The sequence below is a fragment of the Pseudomonas sp. PDM17 genome (assembly GCF_014851985.1).
Lineage (GTDB): Bacteria > Pseudomonadota > Gammaproteobacteria > Pseudomonadales > Pseudomonadaceae > Pseudomonas.
The window spans coordinates 135,412-158,328 of the sequence record NZ_JACVAT010000008.1 but is presented as its reverse complement, the minus strand read 5'-3'; the positions used below and the strand labels follow the sequence as shown (position 1 = coordinate 158,328).

The following is a 22,917-nucleotide window of genomic DNA, read 5'->3' as shown; positions in this document are numbered from 1 at the left end:
GCCGGTGGTCCTTGAGGTCTGTCCGATGGGCCCGGCCTAGAGCGGTTGACGCGTTGTGCCGGGTTTTCGCCGGCGTTGACCGGCAGCCCAGCCTACGGAGGAATTCTGCTGCGGCCAATATCCGCCGCTTGCGGAGTACCGTAGACTCCGCCGATCTGCAGGGAGAGCTGACAATGCATAAAGGGATCTGGCTGGGTTTTGGGGTGTCGCTGTGCGTGGCGGGAGCGGCCTATGCCGCGGACCCCGCTCAGGACGACCCCTTGCTGTCGAGCCCGCCGTCCTCCGCTGGTTCAGGCGATGTCCGCGGCATCCTGCGGGCGCGGGACCAGGCGATGCTGTCGAGCGAGCTTGCCGGGCGCATCCTGGAAATGCCGTTCGCAGACGGTCAGTCCTTCCGCAAGGGCGATGTGCTGGTGCGCTTCGACTGCTCGGCCTATCAGGCCCAGCTCAATGCTGCCCAGGCCGGCGCCAAGGCGGCCAGCGAACAACTGGGTCACAACCGCCAGCTGGCGGCGCTCAACTCCGTGGGGCGCTTCGAGGTCGCACTGGCCGAAGCCAAGCTCTCCGAAGCCCAGGCGCAGGCGCAGGTCTACAAGGTCCAGGTTGGCCGCTGTGCGGTCGTCGCACCCTTCGACGGCCAGGTGGTGCAACGCAAGGCGCAGCCGTTCGAGAGCGTCTCCGGCGGTGCGCCGCTGCTGGAAATCGTCGACAACCGCAGCCTGGAAATCCGCCTGCTGGTGCCTTCGCGCTGGGTGTCCCGGTTGAAGGTGGGGCAGTCCTTCACTTTCGTGCCCGATGAGACTGGCCAGCCGCTGCAGGTGGAAGTCAAACGCCTGGGCGCACGGATCGACGAGGGTAGCCAGATGCTGCCGCTGATTGCTTCGCTGCCGGGGGACGCCAAGGGCCTGCTGGCTGGCATGAGTGGCACCGCGCGCTTCGCGGAGACGCCATGAACGCCCCGCAGGTCGGTCTGGCCGAGCGGGTCTTCGCGCAGTTTCTCGCTCTGGAGCGGCAGGCGCGGGCTTGCTCGACGGTGGAGCAACTGGCGTATCTCATGGTCAACGACGCCCAGGCGCTGTTCGGTTACCGCCATGCGGCGCTGATGATCGCGGGCAAGGTCCGGGCGCTCACCGGCATCAGCGTGGTGGAGCCCAACGCCCCCTTCGTGGCTTTCGTCGAGCAGGCTTGCGGCCAGTTGCACCAGCACGATGCGCTGGGCAAGGCGCAGCGCGTGGACTTCCAGCAGCTGGGCGCACAACAGCAGATCGATTGGCAGGAACTCTCCGCCGGCGAGGTTTTCTGGTTGCCGCTGGCTGATCGTCACGGCGCAGTCTTTGGTGGCCTCTGGCTGGCCCGCGAGCAGTCGTGGAGCGAGGCAGAGCAGGCGTTGCTGGTGCAACTGGGCGATGCCTATGCGCATGCCTGGACGGCCCTGCAGCCGCGCAAGCCGTGGCGGCTGCGCTGGCCGAAGAAGAAGCTGCTGGCGATTGCCGCAGTGCTCTGCCTGCTGCTGCTTGCGCCCGTGCGCCAGTCAGTGCTGGCGCCGGCCGAAGTGGTGCCGCTGGATGGCCAGGTAATCGCCGCGCCGCTGGATGGCGTGATCCAGCAGGTGCTGGTCAAACCCAACCAGGCGGTGAAGTCCGGCGACCTGCTGGTGCGCTTCGACGCCACCACGTTGCAAGCCCAGGCCGATGTTGCCGAACGCTCCCTTGGCGTGGCCGAAGCCGAACTGAAGGCCAATTCACAACGCGCTTTCTCCGATGCCGAGTCCGGCGCGAAGGTTGATCTGCTGGCCGCACGGGTGGAGCAGAAACGCGCCGAGCGTGACTATGCCCGCGACCTGTTGGCCCGTGCCGAAGTGCGGGCGCCGCGTGACGGCATTGCGGTGTTTGCCGACGCTGAACGCTGGACCGGCAAGCCGGTGCAGACCGGCGAGCGCCTGATGGAGCTGGCGGATCCGCACCAGGCGGAGCTGCGCATCGACCTGGCAGTGGGTGACGCCATCGTCCTCGAGCCAGGCTCGGAGGTCGTACTGTTGCTCGATAGCGATCCGCTACGCCGCCATGACGCTCGTCTGCAGCGCGCGGCGTACGAGGCCCAGACCACTGCCGCCGGGCAACTGGCGTATCGGCTGGACGCGGCGTTCGACGAGGCGCCCCCGCGCATCGGCCTGCGCGGCACCGCCAAGCTGTATGGCGATCGCGCCCCGCTGGCCTATTACCTGTTGCGCCGGCCGCTGGCGGCAGCGCGGCAGAGCCTGGGCCTGTGATGCTGCCGGCGCTGCGACCGGACCTGCAGCTGTCGCCAGCCGCACCGGCGCTGGACGGAGCACCGCAATGGACGCTGGCCGACCCGTTGCGCGGGCGCTACTTCAAACTCGGCGGCGCTGCGGTGCGGCTGTTGCGCCACTGGGCGCTGGGCGACCCGCAGCGGGTGCTGGGGGCGGCCAATGCAGAAACTGGCGAGTCCCTGGGGGCGCAGGAGCTGGAAGAGTTCCTGCGCTTCCTGCGCGGGCATGACCTGATCGCCGCCGTGGATGCCGAACAGCGCGCCAGCTATGGGCAGAAGGCGCAGCTGCAAAAGCGCAGCCTGTGGCAGAAGGTGCTGCACCAGTACCTGTTCTTCCGGATTCCGCTGTGGCGCCCGGATGCCTTTCTCAATCGCGCCTGGCCGGTCCTGCAGCGCAACGGCGGGTGGATACTGCACTGGGGCTTGCCGCTGGTGTTCGCCCTCGGGCTGTTCCTGGTGGCGCGGGACTGGCAGCGCTTCCTGGCGACCTTCCCGCATCTGTTCAGCCTGGGCGGGGCGCTGGCCTTCGGTGTTTCGCTGACCTTCGCCAAGCTCTGCCACGAGTTCGGCCATGCCTTCATGGCCAAGCGGGCCGGTTGCCGGGTGCAGAGCATGGGGGTGGCGTTCATGGTGATGCTGCCGATGTTCTACACCGACGTCAGCGATGCCTGGCGCGTCAGCGACCGACGTTCGCGGCTGCTGATCGGCGCCGGCGGAGTGCTGGCCGAACTGGTGCTGGCGGTGCTCGCGCTGCTGGCCTGGTCGCTGCTGCCGGACGGGCCGCTTCGCACCTCGGCCTTCATGCTGGCCAGCGCCACCTGGATCACCACGGTGCTGGTGAACCTCAATCCTTTCATGCGTTTTGACGGCTACTTCCTGCTCACCGATCTGCTCGGCGTGGAGAACCTCCAGGCGCGGGCTTTCGCGCTGTGTCGCTGGCGGCTGCGCGAGGCGCTGTTCGGCTACGGCGAACCGATGCCTGAACCCTGGCCCTTACCGTTGCGCCGGCGTCTGCTGATCTGGGGGTATGGCTCGTGGATCTGGCGCGCGGTGCTGTTCTTCGGTATCGCCCTGGCGGTCTACCACCTGTTCTTCAAGCTACTGGGCATCTTCCTGATGCTGGTGGAGCTGGTCTGGTTCATCGGCCTGCCGATCTGGCGGGAGCTGCATGAATGGTGGCAGCGCCGCGAGCAGGCTGCACCGCACAAGGTCGTCGGGCTTGGCCTGGCGCTGCTGGCTCTGCTGGCTCTGCTGGTCGTGCCCTGGCGCAGTGCCGTGGAAGTGCCGGCGCAGCTGGAGGCGACGCGTGCCGTGGCGCTGCATGCACCGGCGGCTGCCCAGGTCGGGCGACTGCTGGTGCGCGATGGCCAGACGGTGGAGCAGGGCGAGTTGCTGCTGGAGCTGACTTCACCGGACCTCGATGCCAGACAGCTCATCGTGCGCCGCGAGATCGATCTGCTGCAGTTGCAGTTGCGCCGTCAGGCCGGCCGTAGCGAGACGGCTGCCGATGTCGGCATTCTCGAACAACGGCTGGCGGAGTCGGTGGCCCAGTACCGGGGCCTCGCTGCCCAGCGCGAGCGCCTGCAACTGCGCGCGCCGCAGGCCGGGGTCATCCGCGACCTGCTGCCCGACCTGAGCCCGGGGCGATGGTTGAAGCCTGCCGATGTGCTGGTGCGTGTGGTGGAGCCAGGCCTGCGCCTGCGCGGTTATCTGGCGGAGGCCGACCTGTGGCGTGTGCAGAGCGGTGCGCAGGGGCGCTTCATCGCCGACGACCCGGCCCGCCCTGCCGTGCTGGTGCAGCTCGATGAAGTGGACGCCAACGGCGCGGTCTTCGTCGAACTGGAGGCGCTGAGCTCCGATCATCATGGCCCGATTGCCGTGCGCCGCGATGCCCAGCAGCGCGCGGAGCCGGTCCAGGCACAGTACGGTGTGCGCCTGAGCCTGCGCGATGCCCCGTGGGCCCTGGCGCAGCCGCAGCGCGGCATGGTCGTACTGGACGGCAGTGGGCAGTCGATCCTGGGGCTCGCCTGGCGGCGGCTGGCGGCATTGGGTGTGAGGGAAAGCGGATTCTGAGGCGGCGGCTTTTCTCGGAGCAGGGAGAGTTCCATGAGCGCGACATCGTTACCCCGCTGCGCCCGGCTCGCGCTGGACATCCCGTTGCAGCCGTTGCTCGACGCATTGGCTGCCGTGGACCAGACGGCGTGGCAAGGGCATTTCAATAGTGGCTTCTACGAAGGGGACTGGAGCGGCGTTGCACTGATCACCCCCGATGACGCCCTGATGCCGCTGGCGCCGGGGCAGGGCGCACCGCTGGCCAGCGACCTGTTGCGGCGCAGCGCGGCCTGGCAGGCCGCACTGGGCGCATTCCGTACGACTATCCGTAGCGCGCGCCTGCTGCGCCTGGGCTGCGGCTCGCGGATTCACGAGCACTGCGATCCTGATCTGGGGCTGCCCGACAGTGACCTGCGCCTGCACCTGCCGTTGCTGAGCCCTGAGGGCGTCGAGTTCCTGGTGGACGGGCTGCAGGTGCCGATGCATCCGGGCGAGTGCTGGTTCATCGACCTCGCCCGCCCACACCGGGTCGACAATCCGGGGCCCGGGGAGCGCATCCATCTGGTCCTCGACTGCCAGCGCAACGACTGGCTGCTGGCGTTGATCGAGCAGGGGCTGGCGGATACGCCGAACCTGCGTCCTGGTCGGGCGGCCCTGGCATTTGAGCAGTTCCGCGTGCAGGTCGCGCAGGAGCCTGAGCTCTCCCAGGCGCTGCGCTCGATGACCGACAGCGCAGACTTCGTTGCGCGGGTGGTCGCTCTGGGGGCCGCTCGCGACCTGCACTTTTCCGCCGCTGAAGTTCGCGCCACGATGCGCCTGGCCCGCAGAGCCTGGAGTGACCAATGGAGAGCCTGAGCCCCGTGCTGGACCTCAGTGGCTGGCGGCCCATTCGTGCCTGGTGTGACGCACGGGACTGGCGCCTGGACTGGTGCTGGTTCGGCGAGCAGCGCCTGACCCGACCATTCTTCCATGACGACGTGGAGCAGGCCCTGCGCCTGCCTTTCAACCTGGCGTTCCGTCGCGAAACCGGCCTGACGGAGCTGCTCGATTGGCAGCGCGCGAGCCCCGGCTTGGCGCCGAGCCTGCTGGTCTTCCACGCCTCGCGCTGCGGCTCGACGCTGTTGGCGCAGATGCTCGCCGGGCTCGACAGTCACCTGGTGCTGTCCGAGCCCGGTCCGCTGGATAGCCTGTTGCGCAGTCACTACCTCTACGAGTGGGAAGCAGGCCGGCAGGAGCGGGCAGTCATCGCGATGCTGTCAGCGCTGGCGCAGAACGCGGGGTCGCCGGCGCAGCATCTGGTGGTGAAGCTCGATGCGTGGAATCTGTTCGAGTTGCCGCTGATTCGCCGTTGCTTCCCCGAAACGCCGTGGATCTTCCTCTACCGCGACCCGCTGGAGATCGCTGCATCGCACCTGAAGATGCCGGGCATGCAGATGATCCCGGGCCAACTGAGTCCGTCGCCGTTGAACCTGGTCGATGAGCCGGTGGCACCCCGCGAGGAATACATCGCTCGACGCCTGGGGCGGTTACTGGCGCTGGCGGTGGAAGCGTGCCGCGGACAGGGCGGCCTGGCAGTGGCTTACGAGGAGTTGCCGCAGGTATTGGGCGGACGCCTGCGCGAGCGCCTGCGGCTGACGTCTGGGCAGGTCGAGCAGGCCATGGCGGTGAGCCGGCAGAATGCCAAGCGTCCGGGTGAGGCTTTCGTGGCGGACTCCCGCGACAAGCGCAACTCCGCTTCTGCGCTACTGCGTGACAGTGTGGCTCGTTGGGCCGATGCGCCTTACCGGGAGCTGGAAGCGTTGCGCAGGGATCAGGCGGGTTGAACGGGCTCGCGGCGCATCTGCCATTGCGCTTCGTCCGGCGCTCCTCCCAGGCTCTCGAAGCCCAGGCGCTGGTACAGGCGCACTGCAGGATTGTGGCGCATCACCGCGAGCTCAAGCGCCTTGCCCTGATGGTCGGCGTGGGCGACGACCTCGCGCAGCAGCTGCTCACCCAAACCGCGTCCGCGCTGATGCAGTTCGAGACCGATTTCGAGGATGCGCAGGCTGTCCGGGCGGTCGTCCAGGGTCAGCACGCCGATTGCTTCGCCGTCGAGCAGGATCAGTTCGGTAAGGGCGCCTGGATAGTCACTGGCGAAGATGCGCTGCTGCAGTTGCCACTGCTGGTCGAGCAGGGCGGGGCAGGCTGCGATCAGCGCCGCGTCCAGGCCGCGCAGTTGCGCGAACAGGCGCTTCAGCCAGGGTTCGTCGGCGCTGTCGGCGGGGCGCCGAAGCAGGGTGGGGCGGGTCTTTATCTCGCTCATGGGCTGTTGTAGTTTTCCAGGCTTGGATTTCGTGATCAGGCATTCAGGATCAGGGTTTCAGGCTCAGGTTTTCCAGGTTTCGCGAAGGCGGAGCCTGCCATTCAACGATCAGGGAGTGACCTCATGCTCATCGACCTCCAGGGCCTGACGGCCCAGGCATTCAGTTCTGAACTCGGCCAGGTGTTCACTGCGCACACCGTTCCCGATCCGGTCCAGCTGACTTTGCACAACGTGATCGAAGGGCGCGAGGTCGGCGGTGGTTTCCGCACGCCTTTCTCGCTGATCTTCACCACGCCGATGAATGTACTGCTGCTCGAGGCCCAGTATCGCCTGAGCAGCCCGAGCGGGCGCGATTACGAACTTTACCTGGCGCCGCTGGCGGCAACGCCCGGCGACCAGCGCCACTACCAGGCCCTGTTCAGCTAGGGCCTGGCAGCGGGCCGGGTCGATCAGTTGCGGCTGGGGAAGACCCCGAGGGCGCAGATGCACTGGGTCAGCGCCAGATAGGGCTGCAGGATCGAGACAGGCTGGCTGCCGCCGGCCGCCGCCAGTGTCACGTTCAGTTGCCCCTGTGCCGGCAGTTGCACCGAGCCCGGCGCGGGACCGTAGATCTGCACCGTGACGGCATCACGCCCGGCGGCCCCCAGCGACTGCGCCAGCGTATCGCTGGTCGTCGCCTGGCTGGCGCTGGCGGCGCTGCTGGACTCCGACAGCAGCACGGTGGCCTCCGCGGTGGCGCCGTGGGTATGGGTCGGCAGGTTGCTGGTGAGCAGGGTGGTGTGTTCCGTACCGGCCACGGCACCCAGCGGGTAGCTGGCGTTCTGGCCGAGGCCGGCGCGTCCGCCAAGATTGGGCAGGCAGAAAGTGTTGACGCCGTCGCCACCGTAGGTGGTGCCCAGCAGCGCGTAGAGCGTCTGGTTCTGCGAGATGCTCATTTGCTGGCCATTGCAGGTAATCCAGTTTCTCGGCGCGAAGCTGCCGGCAAAGGGTGCGACGACGCCGATATAGCTTTCGACATCCATGTGGTGCTCCTTGAGTCGTCAGTTGCGCGAGGGATACAGCCCGGAAACGCAGATGATGTAGTTGATGGCCTGGAACGGCTGCACGATGGAGAGCGGCTGGGAGCCACCGGCCGGCTGGACGTTGACCGTCGCCGAACTGGACAGCGGGAGGTTCACCGAGCCCGGTGCCGGCGCGTAGATCTTCACGTCGACGGCATCGCGGCCGTAGGCGCCATTGGCGGCTGCCAGCACCGAGGTGGCGCTGGGCGTGGCCGAGGTGGCTGCTGCGCTGCTGGTCGGCAACGAGGCGCTGAGGGTGCCGGTGGCGGCGTGGGTGTGCATCGGCATCTGCGCGGTGGTCAGGGTGGTGCTTTCCGTGCCCCCCACCTGGCCGAGCGCGTACATGGATGTACCCGGCGACTGGCCCACGCCGACGGGGACGCGGCCCTGCAGGTTGGGCAGGCCGAAGGTGGTCTGGCCGTTGCCGCCGAAGTTGGTGCCCAGCAGCGAGAACAGCGCGGAGTTCTGCTGGACGGCGAGGATCTGCCCGGCGCAGATCATCCAGCCGCGCGGTGCGAAGTTCGGGGCCCAGCCGCTGATCGAGCCGAGATAGGACTGTTCACTCATGATCATTTCCCTACTTTGAGTTGTTATCGCTTCATCACGGGACTGGCCCGCCGACCATTCCGCTGGCGATCGGGCCGAGAGGAAACATAGACGATATCCATGAGAGCGTCGGGCTCGCGGTTATTGAGCGAATTGCCGGCGAATGCCGGCTATCGGGCCATTGACGTCAGCTTTCCATCAGGCATTATGGTGAGATCAATCCAATAACAATTTGCCAGCTTGCAGTCGTCGTACCGGAGCCGGTGCGGCTTTGCGTGTGTGCTCTCAGGGAGGAGGCCATATGTTCAGGCATTGGTTCGCGTCATCGGCCGTTCGCAAGCATCAGTCCGGCGCCATGCGCTCCCCACTGGCCCTGAGCCTCGAAGCCAGGATGATGTTCGACGGCGCGGTCGCCGCCACCGTCGCGGATACCGCCTCCAGCCAGGCGGCCGATCATCCCGCCGCCCAGGACAAGACACCCACCGACTCGTCCGCCCACGACACCCTCGCCGCAGCCCCCACTGCTTCCTCCGATCAGCGCCATGAAGTGGTGTTCGTCGACAGCAAGGTCGCCAATTACCAGCAACTGGTCGCCAGCCTGAAGCCGGGTACCGAAGTGGTGGTGCTCGACGGCAACAAGGACGGCCTGCAGCAGATCGCCCAGTACCTCAACGGCCGCACCGGCATCGACGCCATCCATATCCTCAGCCACGGCGAAGAGGGTGAGGTGCATCTGGGCAACACCGTGCTCAGCGCCGACAACCTGGCCAGCAAGGCCTCGCAACTGTCCGCCATCGGCGACAGCCTGGATGCCGACGGCGACATCCTTCTATACGGCTGCGACGTGGCCAAGGGCTCCGGCGAAGTGCTGCTTCAGCAGCTATCGGCGCTCACCCGCGCCGACGTGGCTGCCTCCACCGATCGCACCGGCGCCGCGGCCCTGGGCGGCAACTGGACGCTGGAAGCCCACACCGGCAGCATCGAGACGCAGCGCCCCTGGGCTTCCGACAGCGGCCCCGATTATGCCGACCTGCTGGCGCTACCCTCGGCAAACCAGTCGCTGGGCGACATCTACTGGACCAACAACACCGGCGGCAACACGGTGGATGGCTTCACCCTCAGTGAATCCACGGGGGCGGTGCGGGAGAGCTCGCCGGACTCGATCTATTTCAGCACGAGCTCCGTGGCCGATGGGGACAGCAACTACTACTACCAGCTGACCTGGACCGCGGATAACGTCGATCTTGGCAAGTTCGACCTGGACGGCCTGGTGATCCAGTCCTTCGGCGGCAACTACCGGTTGGACGTCAGCGCGATTTCCGGGGGCGCGACGGTTACCCAGTCGTTCACCTTCTCGGGTGCACAGGGGCCGCTGACCGTCAACATCGACAGTTCACTGTTCAACGACATCAGCGGTTTTACCCTGCGTGTCACCCAGCTCAACGGCTCTAAATCGGTTGGCAACATGGACCTGCAGCAGGTCCTTCTCACCGATCTGAAGGGACCCAACGCCGACCCTGTGCTCGGCGGGCTCAATGGCAAGACCGCGAGCTTCACCGAGGACAGCGGGCCGACGCTGATCGATGCGGCGGGCCTGGCCACGGTGAGCGACAGCGACTCGGCGAACTTCGATGGCGGTCAGTTGCGCGTGGCGATCACCTCCGGCCAGCAATCGCTGGAGGACGTCCTGGGCATCCGCAACCAGGGGACCGCTGCCGGCCAGATCAGCGTCTCCGGCGCCAACATCTCCTACGGCGGAGTGCTCATCGGTACTTACACGGGGGGCATCGGCGGCAGCAACCTGGTGGTGACCTTCAACTCCGCGGCCACCGCGGCGGCAGCCCAGGCGCTGGTGCGTAACCTGACCTACGTGAACAGCAACGGGCTCGACCCCAACACCGCAACGCGCACCATCAGCGTGACCGTCTCCGATGGCGATGGCGGCACCAGTGCAGCATCGAACGTCACCCTCAGTGTGATCGCCACCAACGACGCCCCGATGCTCGCGCCGGCCAACAACGTCATCGGCTATACCGAGAACGCCGCCGCAGTGGCGCTGAGCCCCACGCTGACCCTGGTGGACGACGGCAGCAGCTTCCAGAAGGCCACGGTCACCATCAGCGATCTGCGCGTCGGCGACTCCCTCACCGTCGGCAGCCCGGGCGCTTTCGCCACCAGCTACAACAGCGCCACCGGCGTCCTGACGATCACCGGGGCCGGCAATGCCGCGGCGCTGCAGGCCGTCCTGCGCTCGGTGAGTTTTTCCTCCAGCTCGGATGATCCGACCTTCGGCGGTTCCGATACCAGCCGGCAGATCAATTTCGTGGTCACCGACAGCGCTGGCGACGACTCCAACACCGCCGTCGTCCAGGTGGCGATCACCGCCATCAACGACGCGCCGACCCTGTCCGGCGGCCCTTACACCTGGGTGGGTACCAACGAAGACACCAGCTCCCAGGCCGTCACGGTCAGCAGCCTGCTGGCCGGCGTTACCTACGCCGACGTCGATGGCCCCGCCAGCGGAATCGCCCTGACGGCCAGCACCGGCAGCAGCGTCTGGCAGTACTCCACCGATGGCGTGACCTGGACCGATGTCGGCGCGGTGTCCAATGGCAGCGCGCTGCTGCTGTCGGGCAGTACCCTGCTTCGCTATGTGCCCGATGGCAAAAACGGTGGGACGGCCACACTGACTTTCCGCGCCTGGGACCAGAACCTCGGCATCGCTTCCCTCAACGGCATTCGCTCCACCTCCGATACCAGCTCCAACGGCGGCAGCACGGCGTTCTCGACAGGCATCGCGCAGGCAACGATCAGCGTCAGCAGCGTCAACGATGCGCCTGTATTGATCCCCTCCAGCCCGATGCTCAACACGCTGACCGACGGTGACGTGAATAACGTCGGACAGGCGGTTTCCAGCCTCATCACCGGTCAGGTCAGCGACGTGGACACGGGCGCGGTGCAGGGCATTGCCATCACCGGCCTGAACTCCGGCGTCGGTGGCACCTGGCAGTTCAGCCTGGACAGCGGCGCCAGCTGGCAGGACGTCGGTACGGTTTCCACGGCTTCGGCGCTGCTGCTGCGCAGCAGCGATCGCGTGCGCTTCGTGCCCGACGGCGTCCATGGCACCACTGCCAGCTTCACCTTCAAGGCCTGGGACCAGAGCGGCATCACCGCCGGCCAGCAGGGGTTCAAGCTCGATGCTTCCAGCAGCGGCGGCACCACGCCGTTCTCCTTGGTCAGCGATACCGCCAGCGTTACAGTCGTCGAAGTCAATGATGCGCCGACGGTCACTAGCAGTGGCGGCAGCGCGGCGTTCGTCGAAGGGGCGGACGTGGCGTCCACGCCGGTGGTGGTCGACAGCGGCCTCACCGTGTCGGACAACGATTCGCCGCTGCTCTACAGCGCCTCGGTGAAGATCACTGGCAATTTGCGGCCCTCCGAGGATGTGCTTGGATTCACCAACGATCCTGCCACCATGGGTGACATCAGCGGCAGCTACAACGCCGCCACTGGCACAATGACCTTCACTTCCGCCAGTGGCGCCAGCGCGGCCCAGTGGCAGGCAGCGTTGCGCTCGGTGACCTACAGCAACAGCTCGGACACCCCGGACACCACCACGCGCAGCGTCAGTTTCAGCGTGAGCGACGGCCAGCTCGACAGCGCCGACGCCACGCGCAGCGTGACCGTGACGGCCGCCAACGATTCCCCTCAGCTCAGCCTGCCCGGCGTGATCAGTCTCAGCGAAGACGCTACCGGGATCATTACCGGCATCGTTGTCTCCGACGTCGACGCGGGTACCGGCAACGTTCAGGTCACCTTCACGCTGCCGGCCAACAGCGGCATCCTGTTCGCGACCGTCAGCGGAAACATCGCGGTTGACACGGGGCTCAACACCATCGCCCTCACCGGCAAGGTCGCGGACATCAACGCCTACATCGCGGGGATGAACCTCTTCTACTCGCCGAACGCGAACTTCAACGGCAACGTCACCCTCGGTGTCAGTATCACTGACCTGGGCAACAGCGGTGGCCCGGCGAAGACCGACAGCGGCAGCCTGATCCTGCAGGTCGACGCGGTGAACGATGCGCCGAGCACCCCCGTGGTGCCGTTGTTGCCGGTGAGCGGCAGCGAGGACGTACCCCTGGTGCTGAATGGCATCAGCTTCAGCGACATCGATGCCGGATCGGGTGTGGTCCAGGCGACCTTCAGTGTCGCCCCGGGCAGCGGCACCTTCAGTGCCCTGGCCGGCGCCGGCGTGACGCTGACAGGCTCGGGCACCAACCAGCTGGTGCTCAGCGGCAGCCTCAGCGATATCAACGCCTTCATCGCCGGCAGCCAGGTGAGCTACCTGTCGGCGGCCAACGCTTCGGGCATCGTCATCGTGACGGTCAGCCTCGATGACCGCGGCAATACCGGCACGGGCGGCGCCAAGGTTTCATCGGCCACCTTCAACCTGGACATCAGCCCGGTGAACGACGCTCCGGTGAACAGCGTGCCGGGTGCCCAGACGGTGATCTCGAACGAAACGCTGGTCTTCAGCGCCGGCAATGGCAACGCGATCTCCATCTCGGACGTGGATGTCGCGGGTGGGAACCTGCGCGTGACGCTCGTCGGCATCAACGGTCTGATCACCCTGGGCAGCATCTCGGGCCTGTCGTTCCTGGCCGGTGATGGCACAGTCGATGCCATCATGACTTTCGATGGCTCCCTCGCCGACATCAACAATGCGCTGGCAGGGCTGAGCTTCACCCCAATGGCCGGCTACCACGGTGCGGCTTCGCTGCAGATCATCACCAATGACCAGGGGCAGTCCGGCTCCGGTGGCCAGCAGACCGATACCGATATCATCTCGATCAACGTCGAGCAGCCCAACCCGCGTATCGTCGGCGTCAGTGCCGGCACCCCGGACGGCACCTACAAGGTCGGTGATCAGATTCTGGTCCTCGTCGAGTTCGACCAGAGCGTCAGCGTCGACACCACCTCCGGCAGGCCGAGCCTGCTGCTGGAAACCGGCACCATCGACCGCACCGCCCAGTACCTGAGCGGCGGCGGCAGCAACATCCTGTCGTTCCTCTATACCGTGCAGGCCGGTGACCAGAGTGCGGACCTCAACATTGCCGGCATCGGCGCGCTGTCGCTCAACGGCGCGAGGATCTTCAACGCGCGCCTGGACGATGCCTTCAGTGACCTGCCGGACCCGGCCAGCATCGACAGCCTGGCAAGCCGCGCCAACCTGGTGATCGACGGCGTGGCGCCTGTCGTCAACAGTGTCACGGTGCCGGCCAACGGCACCTACGTGGCGGGGCAGAACCTCGATTTCGTCGTCAACTTCAGCGAGAACGTGATCGTCGACACCAGTGGCGGCACGCCGAACATCCTCGTGACGCTGGATGGCGGAGGCACCGTACTGGCCCAGTACCTCAGTGGCAGTGGAAGCACGGCCCTGCTGTTCCGCCTGGTGGTATCCAGTGGTCAGTTTGACAGCAACGGCATCAGCCTTGGCTCGACCATCCAGACCGGCGGCGGCACCCTGCGTGACAGCGCTGGCAACGACATCAACACAGCCCTGAACAGCGTGGCGAGTACGACCGGCGTGCTGGTCGATGCCGTGGTGCCCACTGTCAGCAGTGTCAGCGTGCCGGCCGGCGCTGCCTACAATGCCGGCGACACCCTGACCTTCACGGTCAACACCAGCGAAACGGTACTGGTCAACGGCGTCCCGAGGCTGCTCCTGGATATCGGCGGCAGCACGGTATTCGCCAATCTGGTTTCCGGTTCCGGCACTTCGACCCTGGTCTTCCAGTACACCGTCCAAGCGGGCGACAACGACGCCGACGGCATCAGTGTGAGCGGTCTGTCTGCCAACGGCGCCACCTTGCGCGACGTCGCCGGCAACAACATGAACCTGACGCTCAACAATGTGGGCGTTACCAGCGGCGTCATCGTCGACACCGTGGCACCGACACCCAGCGCCATCGTCACCCTTGACCCGTCGCCGACCAATGCCGGCAGCGTGCGTTACACCGTGACCTTCAGCGAAGGCGTCAGCGGCGTCGACCTGAACGACTTCTCCCTGGCCAGCAGTGGTACCGCCGCGGGCAGCCTGAGCGTCCTGCAGCAGATCGACGCGCGTACCTACCAGATTACCGTCAGCGGCGTGTCCGGGACCGGCACCCTGGGCCTGAACCTCAACGCCAGCGGAACCGGCATCCTCGACGCGGCAGGCAACCCCCTGAGCGGCGGGTTGACCGGTGCGGTGTACAGCGTCGACCGCGATGCACCGACCGTGACCGCAGTCAATGTGCCACCGGGTGCGCTCCACAGCGTGGGCGATACCCTCGACTTTGTCGTACAGACCAGTGAGGTGGTGATGGTCGGCGGTTCGCCGCAGTTGGCCATCGACATGGGCGGGCGCACCGTTTATGCCGACTACGTCAGCGGCTCGGGCAGCAACAGCCTGGTGTTCCGCTACACCGTCCAGGCCGGCGACAACGACGCCGACGGTATCCAGATCAGCGGGCTTTCCGCCAATGGCGGCTCCCTGCGTGACGGCACCGGCAACAACATGGATCTGGCGCTGCACAGCGTGGGCTCCACCAGCGGCATCATCATCGACACCCTGGCGCCGACGCCCGACGCCATCGTCACCCTCGACCCTTCGCCGACCAGTGCCGGTAGCGTGCGCTACACCGTGACTTTCAGCGAAGGCGTCAGCGGCGTCGACCTGAGCGACTTCTCTCTGGTCGGCACCGGCACCGCCGCCGGCAGCCTGAGCGGTCTGCTGCAGATCGACGCGCGCACTTACCAGATCACCGTCAGCGGTGTGTCCGGAACCGGAACCCTGGGCCTGGATCTCAACGGCAGCGGGACCGGCATCCTCGACGCGGCAGGCAACGCCCTCAGCGGCGGCCTGACCGGCGCGGTATACAGCGTCGACCGGGATGCGCCGACGCCCAGCGCCATCGTCACCCTCGACCCGTCGCCGACCAATGCCGGCAGCGTGCGTTACACCGTGACCTTCAGCGAGGACGTCAGCGGCGTGGACCTGAGCGACTTCGCCCTGGTCGGCACCGGGACCGCGGCGGGCACCCTGAGCGGTCTGCAGCAGATCGATGCGCACACTTACCAGATCACTGTCAGCGGCGTGTCCGGCACCGGCACCCTTGGGTTGAATCTCAACAGCAGCGCTACCGACATCGTCGACGCAACGGGCAACGCCCTCAGCGGCGGGCTGACGGGTGCGGTGTACAGCGTCGACCGCGATGCGCCGACCGTTACCGCAGTCAGCGTGCCTGCGGGGAGTCTCAACAATGCGGGCGATACCCTCGACTTCGTGGTTCAGACCAGCGAAGCCGTGGTGGTCGACGGCGCACCGAAGCTGGCCATCGACATGGGCGGGCGCACCGTCTACGCCGATTACGTCAGCGGTTCGGGCAGCAACAGCCTGGTGTTCCGCTACACCGTTCAGGCTGGCGACAACGACGCCGACGGCATCCAGGTCAGTGGGCTTTCCGCCAACGGCGGCTCCCTGCGCGACGCCACCGGCAACGCACTGAATCCTTCGCTGAACGGCATCGGTGACAGCCATGGCGTGCTGGTCGATACCCGCGCGCCCACCGCCACCGGGGTCGTGCGGCTGGACCCGTCGCCCACCGGCGCAAGCACGGTGAACTTCCTGGTGACTTTCGACGAGGACGTCAGCGGCGTCGATGCCGGCGATTTCTCCCTGCTGACCAGCAACTCCGCCAGCGGCAGCATACTCTCCGTCGTGCAAGTGGATGCCCGCATCTACCGCGTAACCGTCGGCAGCGTGAGCGGGCAGGGCAGCCTGGGCCTTGCGGTCAACGCCGGCGGCATCAGCGATGCGGCCGGCAACGCGCTGGCGAACTCGCTGCGGGGCGACAGCTATGTGATCGGCTCGCTGTCCGATGGCGATCCGGAGTTCCGTGTCACCACGCCGGGCGTTCCGGCCTTGCCGTCGCCCACGCCATTGCAACCCGATGTGCCGGTGGTTGTCACGCCGCAAGGCACCTCGCCGGTGCTGCCGCCGTCGCTGTTCCCCAGCGAAGGAACCGGTGGCCTGCCACCGCTGGGCAATATCTTCGTGCACAACGGCGCACCGTCGCAGAGCTTCATTGCCCAGGCCTTTGGCAGCTCGTCGTTCGGCGACGGCAGTGGCAAGGGCTTCCTGGGCTTCGGCGGCGGTGACGCAGGCGTCTTCGGCAGCAGCACGCTGGCCGGCATCTTCGATAGCGACGGTTTCGACGACAGCTCGCCGCTGAAGGCCTTCGACCGTCGCAGCGGCGATATCGACCAGGGCATCCGCGGCATCTTCGGCGCGCCGAGCCTGACGCAGCAACTGCAGCAGATCCACGAATCCGAACAACAACCATTGCGCGAGCTGGCCTGGGCGCTGGGGCAAGTAGCCCAGGACCGCGACGCATCCTGATGACCACATCGCCAAGTAGAAAAAGCACAAGAACGAAGCCGTAACGAGGGGGACGGCCAGGGATGAAAAAACACACGACCTTGCTAGGGATCAGCTTGTTGGCGCTTGCCGTGTCCGGCTGCGCCGTCACCACGCAACCCATCGACCGTAGCGTCAGCGAGCAACGCGCCCGCGACGACCTGCAGGCGATGTTCAAGGATCAGGAGCCGCTCAGCGGCCCGCTGACCCTGCACGAGGCCATGGCCCGTGCGGTGAAGTACAACCTCGAGTCGCGCCTGAAGGTAATGGAGGAGGCGCTGTCGCGCCGGCAACTCGATCTCGCTACCTTTGACATGCTGCCGCGCATGGCGCTCGAGGCCGGTTACGCCGGGCGCAACAACCAGAGCGCTTCCAGCAGCCAGAGCGTGTTGACCAACACCCAGTCGCTGGAACCCTCCACCTCGCAGGACCGCGACCGCGACGTCGCCGACCTGACCATGGTGTGGAACGTGCTGGACTTCGGCGTCAGCTATGTCAGCGCCAAGCAGCAGGCCGACCAGCGCCTGATCGTCCAGGAGCGCCGCCGCAAGGTGGTGCAGACCATCATCCAGGACGTGCGCTCGGCATACTGGCGCGCGGTGGCCGCACAACGCCTGCTCGACCGTATCGACGCGCTGATGGCGCGGGTCGACGGCGCGCGCAAGGACAGCCAGCAGATGAGCCAGCAGCGCATCGGCGACCAGGTCCAGGCGCTGGGCTACCAGCGCGCCCTGATCGAGGCCAGCCGCCAGCTGGAAGAACAGCGCCGTGCGCTGTCGCTGGCCAAGACCGAACTCGCCACCCTGATCAACCTGCCGCTGGGCACCGAGCTGACCCTCGCCGCGCCGGAAGGCTACGACGTGCCGGAGCTGAAGGTCGGCCTCGAGCAACTGGAGCAGCAGGCCCTGGCCAGCCGCCCGGAACTGCGTGAGCAGGACTACCAGGCGCGCATCAGTGCCGCGGAAACCCGCAAGGCCATGCTGCGCCTGCTGCCGGGGCTGGAGTTCTCTGCCGGTGGGCACTATGACTCCAACAGCTTCCTGGTCAACAACCGCTGGGCCGACTACGGCGTGAAGGTAACCTGGAACCTGTTCAACGTCCTGTCCGCCCCGGCGGCCATCGATGTTGCCAAGGCCGGTGAAGACGTCAACGTGGCGCGCCGGCAGGCCATGTCGATGGCCGTGCTGGCGCAGCTCTACGTGGCCAACGCCAACTACAACGAGGCGCGCCGCCAGTTCGTCACCACCCAGGAGCTGGCCAGTCTGGACAACCAGATCGTCGGCCAGCTGCGCAACCGCCATCAGGCGCAGGGCATCGGTGAGCTGGACCTGATCCAGGGCGAACTCAATGCGCTGCAGGCGGACCTGCGCCGCGACCTGGCCTATGCCGAACTGCGCAACAGCTATGGCCAGGTATTCGCGTCGGCCGGCGTCGATCCGCTGCCCAGCAACGCCCCCGACACCAAGCTGACCACCCTGGCCAATGGTCTGGCCGAGAAAGAGCGCCAGCTCGACAGCGGCAACGTGCAGTAATCACCCCGGCGTGTCAGTGCCGCAGCTCTACTGGCACGCCGCGGGCTTTACGCCCGCTGCGAGCTTGCGGGTCATCCGAGCGGACGCGCTCAACCGGTTGCCTTGCAATCCTCGGCCTGCTGCTTCGGCGCAGGCTGAGGCGCTGCCTTGGCCCCGGACAACCGCGACACGCCGAACAGCACCAGTGCCAGCCCGGCAATCTGGTAGACCGTGATCGCCTCACCGAGCAGCGCCCAGGAGGCAAATACGGTCAGCACCGGGCCGAGGTTGCCGAACGCGGCCGCATGAGTGGCGCCCATACGCTGGATCGCCAGCGCCATCCAGTAGATCGGCAGCACCGTGGAGATCAGCGCCATCAGCGAACCGTGGACCCACACCGCGCCGGGCAAGGTCGCCAGTTGCTGCACGTCGCTGCTCGCCGCGTAGTGGATCAGCACCATCACCGATGAAGCGCCGCCGGCCAGCCCGGCCAGGCGCATCGAGCCCACACGCCGCACCACGGCGGCCGTGCCCATGTAGTAGAGGGCATAGGTGACGGCGCTGGCGAACACCCAGAGCGCGCCCAGCAGTATCTGTCCGTCACCGCCTTCCACGCGAATGTCATGCACCAGGGCGATGCCCAGGCCCAGGTAGCACAAGCCCATGGCGACCAGGGTCCGGGAGTCGGGGCGTTCGCGGTTGACGGCCATCTGCAGGAGCAGCACCAGGGTTGGGTAGGTGAACAGGATCAGTCGTTCCAGCCCGGCGCTGATGTACTGCAGGCCGTAGAAGTCGAACAGGCTGGACAGGTAGTAGCCGAACAACCCGAGCAGCAGGATGCGCACGCCATCGGTCAGCGTCAGACGGGGCTGTTCCGGGCTGCGGCTCAGCCAGATCAGCCAGAGGAACAGCGGCAGCGCCAGGCCCATGCGGATGGCCAGCACCGTCACCGCATCCACCGGCGCGGCGGCATAGGAGAGCTTCACGAAGACCGCCTTGAGGCTGAAACCGGTGGCGGACAGCACGGCGAAGAACACACCGTTGCGCAGGCTGCGCTGGTAGAGGGAGGTCAGGCTATTCATGGCGGCACGGATGCAAGGCAGGGGAAAGGCTTTATTCTAGAGAGAAGGCCATTCCACTAGAATCGCAACTTGGCGAACGTGGCTTTCGTTTTTGGAGAATACCCCATGCATTTCGATCTTGCCGATCTGCGCCTGATCGCCGCCATCGCCAGCACCGGCAGCCTGAGCAAGGCGGCGGCATCGGTGCCGGTGGCGGTCTCGGCGGCGAGCAACCGCCTGCGCCTGTTCGAGGAACGCTGCGGGCTCTCCCTGTTCGCCCGGCACAGCGACGGTATGACCCTCACGCCAACCGGCCGCCTAGTGCTGGAGGCCGGCCAGCGTGTGCTGAAGGAAGCCCGGCAGCTCAGGGACACCCTGCAGGAGCTGAGCGGAGAGCGGCGCATCACCTTGCGCCTGGCCGCTTCCACGGTGGCCAACAGCACCTTCCTGCCCACCGCGTTGGGGCCGTTCCTGGCGGACTATCCGGAAGTGGACCTGCAACTGACCGAGCAGAACAGCAAGGACGTGGTGCGCTCCGTGCAGGAAGGGCAGATCGACATTGGCGTCTACGACGGCAACCTGCCCACCGCCGGCCTGCTGTCGCTACCGTTCCGCAACGACAAGCTGGTGCTGCTGGTGCCGCAGGATCATCCGCTGGCCAGCCAGCACCTGCCTAGTCTGCGCGATGCACTGAGCTTTCCCTTCGTCTGCCTGCCGGCTGAGCGCGCCATGCAGCGTTTCGTCGAGTCGATGGCGGTGCGCAATGCCGTGCCGCTCAAGGTGCGCGTGCGCGCGCCGAGCTTCGATGCCATTGCCCAGCTGGTCGCCCAGCGAGTGGGCGTGGCCATGCTCCCTGAGGCGGCTGCTACACGCATGGCTCAGGAGCTGCCGGCGGCGGTGGTGCCTCTCTCCGACGCCTGGGCCACCCGTGAATTGCGTCTCTGTGTCTCCGACTGGGATGCACTTTCCTCCCACGCCCGGCAGTTGGTGACATACCTGATGAACGAAGGCGCAGCATCCCGCTAGGGGAGGGCGGGGGATGGCGGTGGCGGTTCCTGGCGCCTTTGGCGAAAGTGCCAACCACTGCCAGCGTGGTTCAGACGGTGGTATTCACCGAGGTGCCGCTGGTGCTGCTGCCGGACTCGGTCAGGGCTTCTGAGTAGGCCGCGGTGGCCGCCGCTACCGCGGCCGAGGCGGACGAGACGCGTGCCTGGGCAGCCTGCGCGGCGATCTGCTGGGCCTGCTTCTCTTCCTCGGTCTGGCCACCGCCCTGGCTGGCCTTGGCCAGTTCCTGCTCGGCCTCTTCCAGCTCCTTCTGCGCCTGCTCCATGGCCTGCTTGAGTTTCTCCAGGGTGGTGTCGGAACTGCTGTCGGAGCTGCCGCTCGCCCCGCCGGCGGCACCGCCGCCAGCTGCTCCACCCGCCGCCTGTGCCGAAGAGCTGGCCGTCGTCTGGGAAGTGCTGGTGGCATCGCTGGTGGCGCTGTCCTCGCTGCTCGTGGCAGAGGTCGAGGCGGCCGAAGTCGAGGTGGTGGTGTAGCGAACGTTGGTGGCGCTGACGGCGCTGATGGTAGTCATGGACGGATTTCCGTTGAGGAGGGTTATCCGCAATGGCGGCCGCCAGGAAGAGAAATTTAGAGCGGTTTGTTATCGACTTGGTATCGGGCCTGGTACTTCAGGCGCACCCCCTCATTTCTGCTCCACCAGCCGCGGTGCCTGTGACCCTTCCAGGGCCAGGTGGATCACGCCGGCGCGGCTGGGGAAGTTCGGCGCATCGTCGTCGCTGTTCTCCATCACCGGGATGTCGATCAGGGTACGCTTGCCCGCCGGGTCGGCAACCAGCCGGGCGTCCAGCTTCTCGACCGAACGCCAGCCACCGCCGCCGATCTGCATCGCATCGAGCAGGCTGTAGTGCTCCTGGCCTTCTTCACTGGGTGTGGAGGAAAAGACGGCGAGGTACTGGCAGTAGTTGTTGCCCATGTCGAAGCCTTCGATGGTGAACACCGCCAGGATGATCTCGCTGTCCTGGCCGGTCTTCAGGGCCTGCACATGGGTGGCTTCGGGGTAGCCGGTGGCGAAGCTGTCCTTGTACAGCTCCACCAGGCGACTCACCTGTTCTTCCAGGGGCTTGGGCACCGGCGGTTGCTCGGCGGCTTGGGCGAGGGTACAGGCCAGCAGCAGGCTGGCGGGCAGCACGCGCAGTTTCATGGGGAGGCTCATCCTTGGCTGGGGGGCGGTCCAGTCAGCATCGTGGATGCTGACCTTCGCGGGATTACTGCTTGAGGCCGGGAATCGCGTTCTTCGGTACCCAGTCACCAACCGCCGAGCAGGAGTAGGTGTTGGAGTAGTCGTAGAACTGCTGGGCGAGGGAGCTGGCCTCGTAGGTACCGCACTGGTAGACCGACGTGCCCTTCTGCAGGATCAGGAAATGAATCTGGGTGACCCGCCCCGGCGCCACGTAGGCGGCTTTCACTTCGTAGCCGCTGCGCAGCAGTTCCGTCACCTTGACCTCTTCGGCAGAGGCCTGCGAGCCGATGGCCAGGAGGCCGAGCAGCGCAAAGACGGCTTTCGCCAGATAGTTCAGGTTAGCCATGGTTTTGTCTCGTCCTTGAGGGGGGCTGGGCTCAGGCTTCCGGCTTCAGTGCGATGCCGCCGCAATTGCCGCGGGTCAGCAAGTAGTCCACCTGCCGGGCTCGGTTGATGGCGACGCGGATCTCGCAGCTGGCCGAATGGACCACATCGCCCCAGTACTCGGTATGCACCAGCTGGCCGTTCTGCGGGCCGGTGTAGGTGCCGAGCGCCTCGCGGGAGACGTAGGAGGTGTCGCGGCGATAGATCAGCACGACCCAGTCGTTCTCCGGCGCCAGGCCGATGTCGCTGGGCGCGCCGAAGTGGTCGATGGCGTCGCCGGCCGGGCGGCCCTTCCAGTAGCTGCGGGCCTGCGCCTCGGGCAGGGTGGGAATGGCGGAGCAGCCGACGAGCAGGATGGCGATCATCCCCAGTGCGAGTAGTCCTTTCATTGCACGCCCTCCTTGGCTGGTGCGTTCTTCACGGGCATCTGCTCGAAGCCCTTGTCGACCATTTCCAGAATCAGGTTCTTGGCGTGCTCGCGGTTGCGCAGCTGAAACAGGCCAGGAGCAGCGGAGACCAGTTGCAGCATGGGCATCTTGCCCAGCGGGTACATCTTCTGTTCAACGTGGGCGTCCGGCTTGCAGAGGAAGTCGCGGCTCTGAGCGATCCACGCCTCGGGCTTCTTCTGCCATTCCTTGGAAACCTTCTTCGGGCGGATGTCGTTGTAGAACTTGTCGTAGTTCTGCGCGCCGTTGAGGCGCACGCGGTTCTTCGCGCAGTCGACCTCAACGTCATAGGCGGTGAAGGTCGGCTTGGCGCCTTCCTCGTAGAATTCGTAGACACCCAGCGAGCGCACGCCGTTCTTGCGGTCGTAGATGTTGGCGGGGTCGCCATCGATGACGAAGATTTCGTTCTTGTAGAGGCTGCCCTGCTGGTGAATCAGCCAGAAATCGCCAGAGGGGCCTTCCGCTTGCGCGGCGAGCGGGCTGCAAAGCAGCAGAGCAGGCAGCCAGGGCCTGAGGGGCTTGAACATATCGGACATTCCTTTGCCGTTGTGAT

The 22,917-nt window shown here is 66.4% G+C and carries 18 protein-coding genes; 9 read left to right on the top strand and 9 right to left on the bottom strand.

Features of this window, described 5'->3' with window-relative positions:
- Window positions 1–173: 173 nt before the first annotated feature.
- Genes IB256_RS25755 through IB256_RS25735 form a run of 5 tightly spaced genes read left to right on the top strand, consistent with a single transcriptional unit; the run spans window position 174 to window position 6,164 of the window.
- Complete coding sequence (locus IB256_RS25755) at window positions 174–953, top strand: efflux RND transporter periplasmic adaptor subunit (protein ID WP_192295579.1); 780 nt, start codon at window positions 174–176, stop codon at window positions 951–953.
- Window positions 950–2,269, top strand: coding sequence for an efflux RND transporter periplasmic adaptor subunit (locus IB256_RS25750; protein ID WP_192295580.1), 1,320 nt, complete (start codon window positions 950–952; stop codon window positions 2,267–2,269). The genes IB256_RS25755 and IB256_RS25750 overlap by 4 nt, the downstream gene beginning before the upstream one ends.
- Window positions 2,266–4,362, top strand: a complete 2,097-nt coding sequence (locus IB256_RS25745; RefSeq protein ID WP_192404613.1) for a biotin/lipoyl-binding protein — start codon at window positions 2,266–2,268, stop codon at window positions 4,360–4,362. The genes IB256_RS25750 and IB256_RS25745 overlap by 4 nt, the downstream gene beginning before the upstream one ends.
- A 33-nt stretch (window positions 4,363–4,395) precedes the next feature.
- Window positions 4,396–5,196, top strand: coding sequence for an aspartyl/asparaginyl beta-hydroxylase domain-containing protein (locus IB256_RS25740; protein ID WP_192404612.1), 801 nt, complete (start codon window positions 4,396–4,398; stop codon window positions 5,194–5,196).
- Complete coding sequence (locus tag IB256_RS25735; RefSeq protein WP_192404611.1) at window positions 5,184–6,164, top strand: sulfotransferase family protein; 981 nt, start codon at window positions 5,184–5,186, stop codon at window positions 6,162–6,164. The genes IB256_RS25740 and IB256_RS25735 overlap by 13 nt, the downstream gene beginning before the upstream one ends.
- Here the strand turns inward: IB256_RS25735 and IB256_RS25730 are convergent.
- The gene (locus IB256_RS25730) at window positions 6,152–6,643 is read right to left on the bottom strand and encodes a GNAT family N-acetyltransferase (protein WP_192404610.1); all 492 of its coding nucleotides are present in this window, start codon (window positions 6,641–6,643) and stop codon (window positions 6,152–6,154) included. The two genes, IB256_RS25735 and IB256_RS25730, sit on opposite strands and share 13 nt — an antisense overlap.
- A gap of 123 nt (window positions 6,644–6,766) precedes the next feature.
- Between IB256_RS25730 and IB256_RS25725 the strand changes: the two genes are divergently transcribed.
- The gene (locus IB256_RS25725) at window positions 6,767–7,069 is read left to right on the top strand and encodes a DUF6916 family protein (protein ID WP_081516909.1); all 303 of its coding nucleotides are present in this window, start codon (window positions 6,767–6,769) and stop codon (window positions 7,067–7,069) included.
- A gap of 23 nt (window positions 7,070–7,092) precedes the next feature.
- On the opposite strand, the gene IB256_RS25720 is transcribed toward IB256_RS25725, so the two are convergent.
- Complete coding sequence (locus IB256_RS25720; protein WP_192223195.1) at window positions 7,093–7,665, bottom strand: phage tail protein; 573 nt, start codon at window positions 7,663–7,665, stop codon at window positions 7,093–7,095.
- Window positions 7,666–7,683: 18 nt separating this feature from the next.
- Entirely contained in the window at window positions 7,684–8,271 is a 588-nt protein-coding gene (locus tag IB256_RS25715; protein ID WP_192404609.1) for a phage tail protein, read from the bottom strand.
- A gap of 334 nt (window positions 8,272–8,605) precedes the next feature.
- Between IB256_RS25715 and IB256_RS25710 the strand changes: the two genes are divergently transcribed.
- Both IB256_RS25710 and IB256_RS25705 read left to right on the top strand, forming a co-directional pair.
- Window positions 8,606–16,699: a DUF4347 domain-containing protein gene (locus tag IB256_RS25710; protein WP_225601958.1), complete on the top strand. Its 8,094-nt coding sequence runs from the start codon at window positions 8,606–8,608 to the stop codon at window positions 16,697–16,699.
- A 62-nt stretch (window positions 16,700–16,761) separates the two neighbouring features.
- On the top strand, window positions 16,762–18,249 hold the full coding sequence (locus IB256_RS25705; RefSeq protein WP_192404607.1) for a TolC family protein: 1,488 nt from the start codon (window positions 16,762–16,764) through the stop codon (window positions 18,247–18,249).
- Between the two features lie 89 nt (window positions 18,250–18,338).
- Here the strand turns inward: IB256_RS25705 and IB256_RS25700 are convergent, their stop codons facing one another.
- On the bottom strand, window positions 18,339–19,310 hold the full coding sequence (locus IB256_RS25700; RefSeq protein ID WP_192295588.1) for a DMT family transporter: 972 nt from the start codon (window positions 19,308–19,310) through the stop codon (window positions 18,339–18,341).
- Between the two features lie 105 nt (window positions 19,311–19,415).
- Between IB256_RS25700 and IB256_RS25695 the strand changes: the two genes are divergently transcribed.
- A complete protein-coding gene (locus IB256_RS25695; protein ID WP_192404606.1) occupies window positions 19,416–20,315 on the top strand; it encodes a LysR family transcriptional regulator in 900 nt (299 codons plus the stop codon).
- A gap of 70 nt (window positions 20,316–20,385) precedes the next feature.
- Here IB256_RS25695 and IB256_RS25690 read toward each other — a convergent pair whose 3' ends face one another.
- From IB256_RS25690 to IB256_RS25670, 5 genes are all read right to left on the bottom strand, one after another.
- Window positions 20,386–20,865, bottom strand: a complete 480-nt coding sequence (locus tag IB256_RS25690; protein ID WP_192404605.1) for a hypothetical protein — start codon at window positions 20,863–20,865, stop codon at window positions 20,386–20,388.
- Between the two features lie 111 nt (window positions 20,866–20,976).
- Window positions 20,977–21,495 carry a hypothetical protein gene (locus tag IB256_RS25685; protein ID WP_192404604.1) on the bottom strand — a complete coding sequence of 173 codons (519 nt, stop codon included), beginning with the start codon at window positions 21,493–21,495 and terminating at the stop codon, window positions 20,977–20,979.
- 64 nt (window positions 21,496–21,559) lie between these two features.
- Complete coding sequence (locus tag IB256_RS25680) at window positions 21,560–21,880, bottom strand: hypothetical protein (protein WP_192404603.1); 321 nt, start codon at window positions 21,878–21,880, stop codon at window positions 21,560–21,562.
- 31 nt (window positions 21,881–21,911) lie between these two features.
- A complete protein-coding gene (locus tag IB256_RS25675; RefSeq protein ID WP_192404602.1) occupies window positions 21,912–22,307 on the bottom strand; it encodes a hypothetical protein in 396 nt (131 codons plus the stop codon).
- Entirely contained in the window at window positions 22,304–22,891 is a 588-nt protein-coding gene (locus IB256_RS25670) for a hypothetical protein (protein ID WP_081516919.1), read from the bottom strand. The genes IB256_RS25675 and IB256_RS25670 overlap by 4 nt, the downstream gene beginning before the upstream one ends.
- Window positions 22,892–22,917: the final 26 nt, after the last annotated feature.

Excerpts from the sequence above, each read along its gene's own strand:
- IB256_RS25755 (WP_192295579.1), top strand. The coding sequence starts at position 174 with ATGCATAAAGGGATCTGGCTGGGTTTTGGGGTGTCGCTGTGCGTGGCG.
- IB256_RS25750 (WP_192295580.1), top strand. The coding sequence starts at position 950 with ATGAACGCCCCGCAGGTCGGTCTGGCCGAGCGGGTCTTCGCGCAGTTT.
- IB256_RS25740 (WP_192404612.1), top strand. The coding sequence starts at position 4,396 with ATGAGCGCGACATCGTTACCCCGCTGCGCCCGGCTCGCGCTGGACATC.
- IB256_RS25735 (WP_192404611.1), top strand. The coding sequence starts at position 5,184 with ATGGAGAGCCTGAGCCCCGTGCTGGACCTCAGTGGCTGGCGGCCCATT.
- IB256_RS25730 (WP_192404610.1), bottom strand. The coding sequence starts at position 6,643 with ATGAGCGAGATAAAGACCCGCCCCACCCTGCTTCGGCGCCCCGCCGAC.
- IB256_RS25725 (WP_081516909.1), top strand. The coding sequence starts at position 6,767 with ATGCTCATCGACCTCCAGGGCCTGACGGCCCAGGCATTCAGTTCTGAA.
- IB256_RS25720 (WP_192223195.1), bottom strand. The coding sequence starts at position 7,665 with ATGGATGTCGAAAGCTATATCGGCGTCGTCGCACCCTTTGCCGGCAGC.
- IB256_RS25715 (WP_192404609.1), bottom strand. The coding sequence starts at position 8,271 with ATGAGTGAACAGTCCTATCTCGGCTCGATCAGCGGCTGGGCCCCGAAC.
- IB256_RS25710 (WP_225601958.1), top strand. The coding sequence starts at position 8,606 with ATGCGCTCCCCACTGGCCCTGAGCCTCGAAGCCAGGATGATGTTCGAC.
- IB256_RS25705 (WP_192404607.1), top strand. The coding sequence starts at position 16,762 with ATGAAAAAACACACGACCTTGCTAGGGATCAGCTTGTTGGCGCTTGCC.
- IB256_RS25700 (WP_192295588.1), bottom strand. The coding sequence starts at position 19,310 with ATGAATAGCCTGACCTCCCTCTACCAGCGCAGCCTGCGCAACGGTGTG.
- IB256_RS25695 (WP_192404606.1), top strand. The coding sequence starts at position 19,416 with ATGCATTTCGATCTTGCCGATCTGCGCCTGATCGCCGCCATCGCCAGC.
- IB256_RS25690 (WP_192404605.1), bottom strand. The coding sequence starts at position 20,865 with ATGACTACCATCAGCGCCGTCAGCGCCACCAACGTTCGCTACACCACC.
- IB256_RS25685 (WP_192404604.1), bottom strand. The coding sequence starts at position 21,495 with ATGAAACTGCGCGTGCTGCCCGCCAGCCTGCTGCTGGCCTGTACCCTC.
- IB256_RS25680 (WP_192404603.1), bottom strand. The coding sequence starts at position 21,880 with ATGGCTAACCTGAACTATCTGGCGAAAGCCGTCTTTGCGCTGCTCGGC.
- IB256_RS25675 (WP_192404602.1), bottom strand. The coding sequence starts at position 22,307 with ATGAAAGGACTACTCGCACTGGGGATGATCGCCATCCTGCTCGTCGGC.
- IB256_RS25670 (WP_081516919.1), bottom strand. The coding sequence starts at position 22,891 with ATGTTCAAGCCCCTCAGGCCCTGGCTGCCTGCTCTGCTGCTTTGCAGC.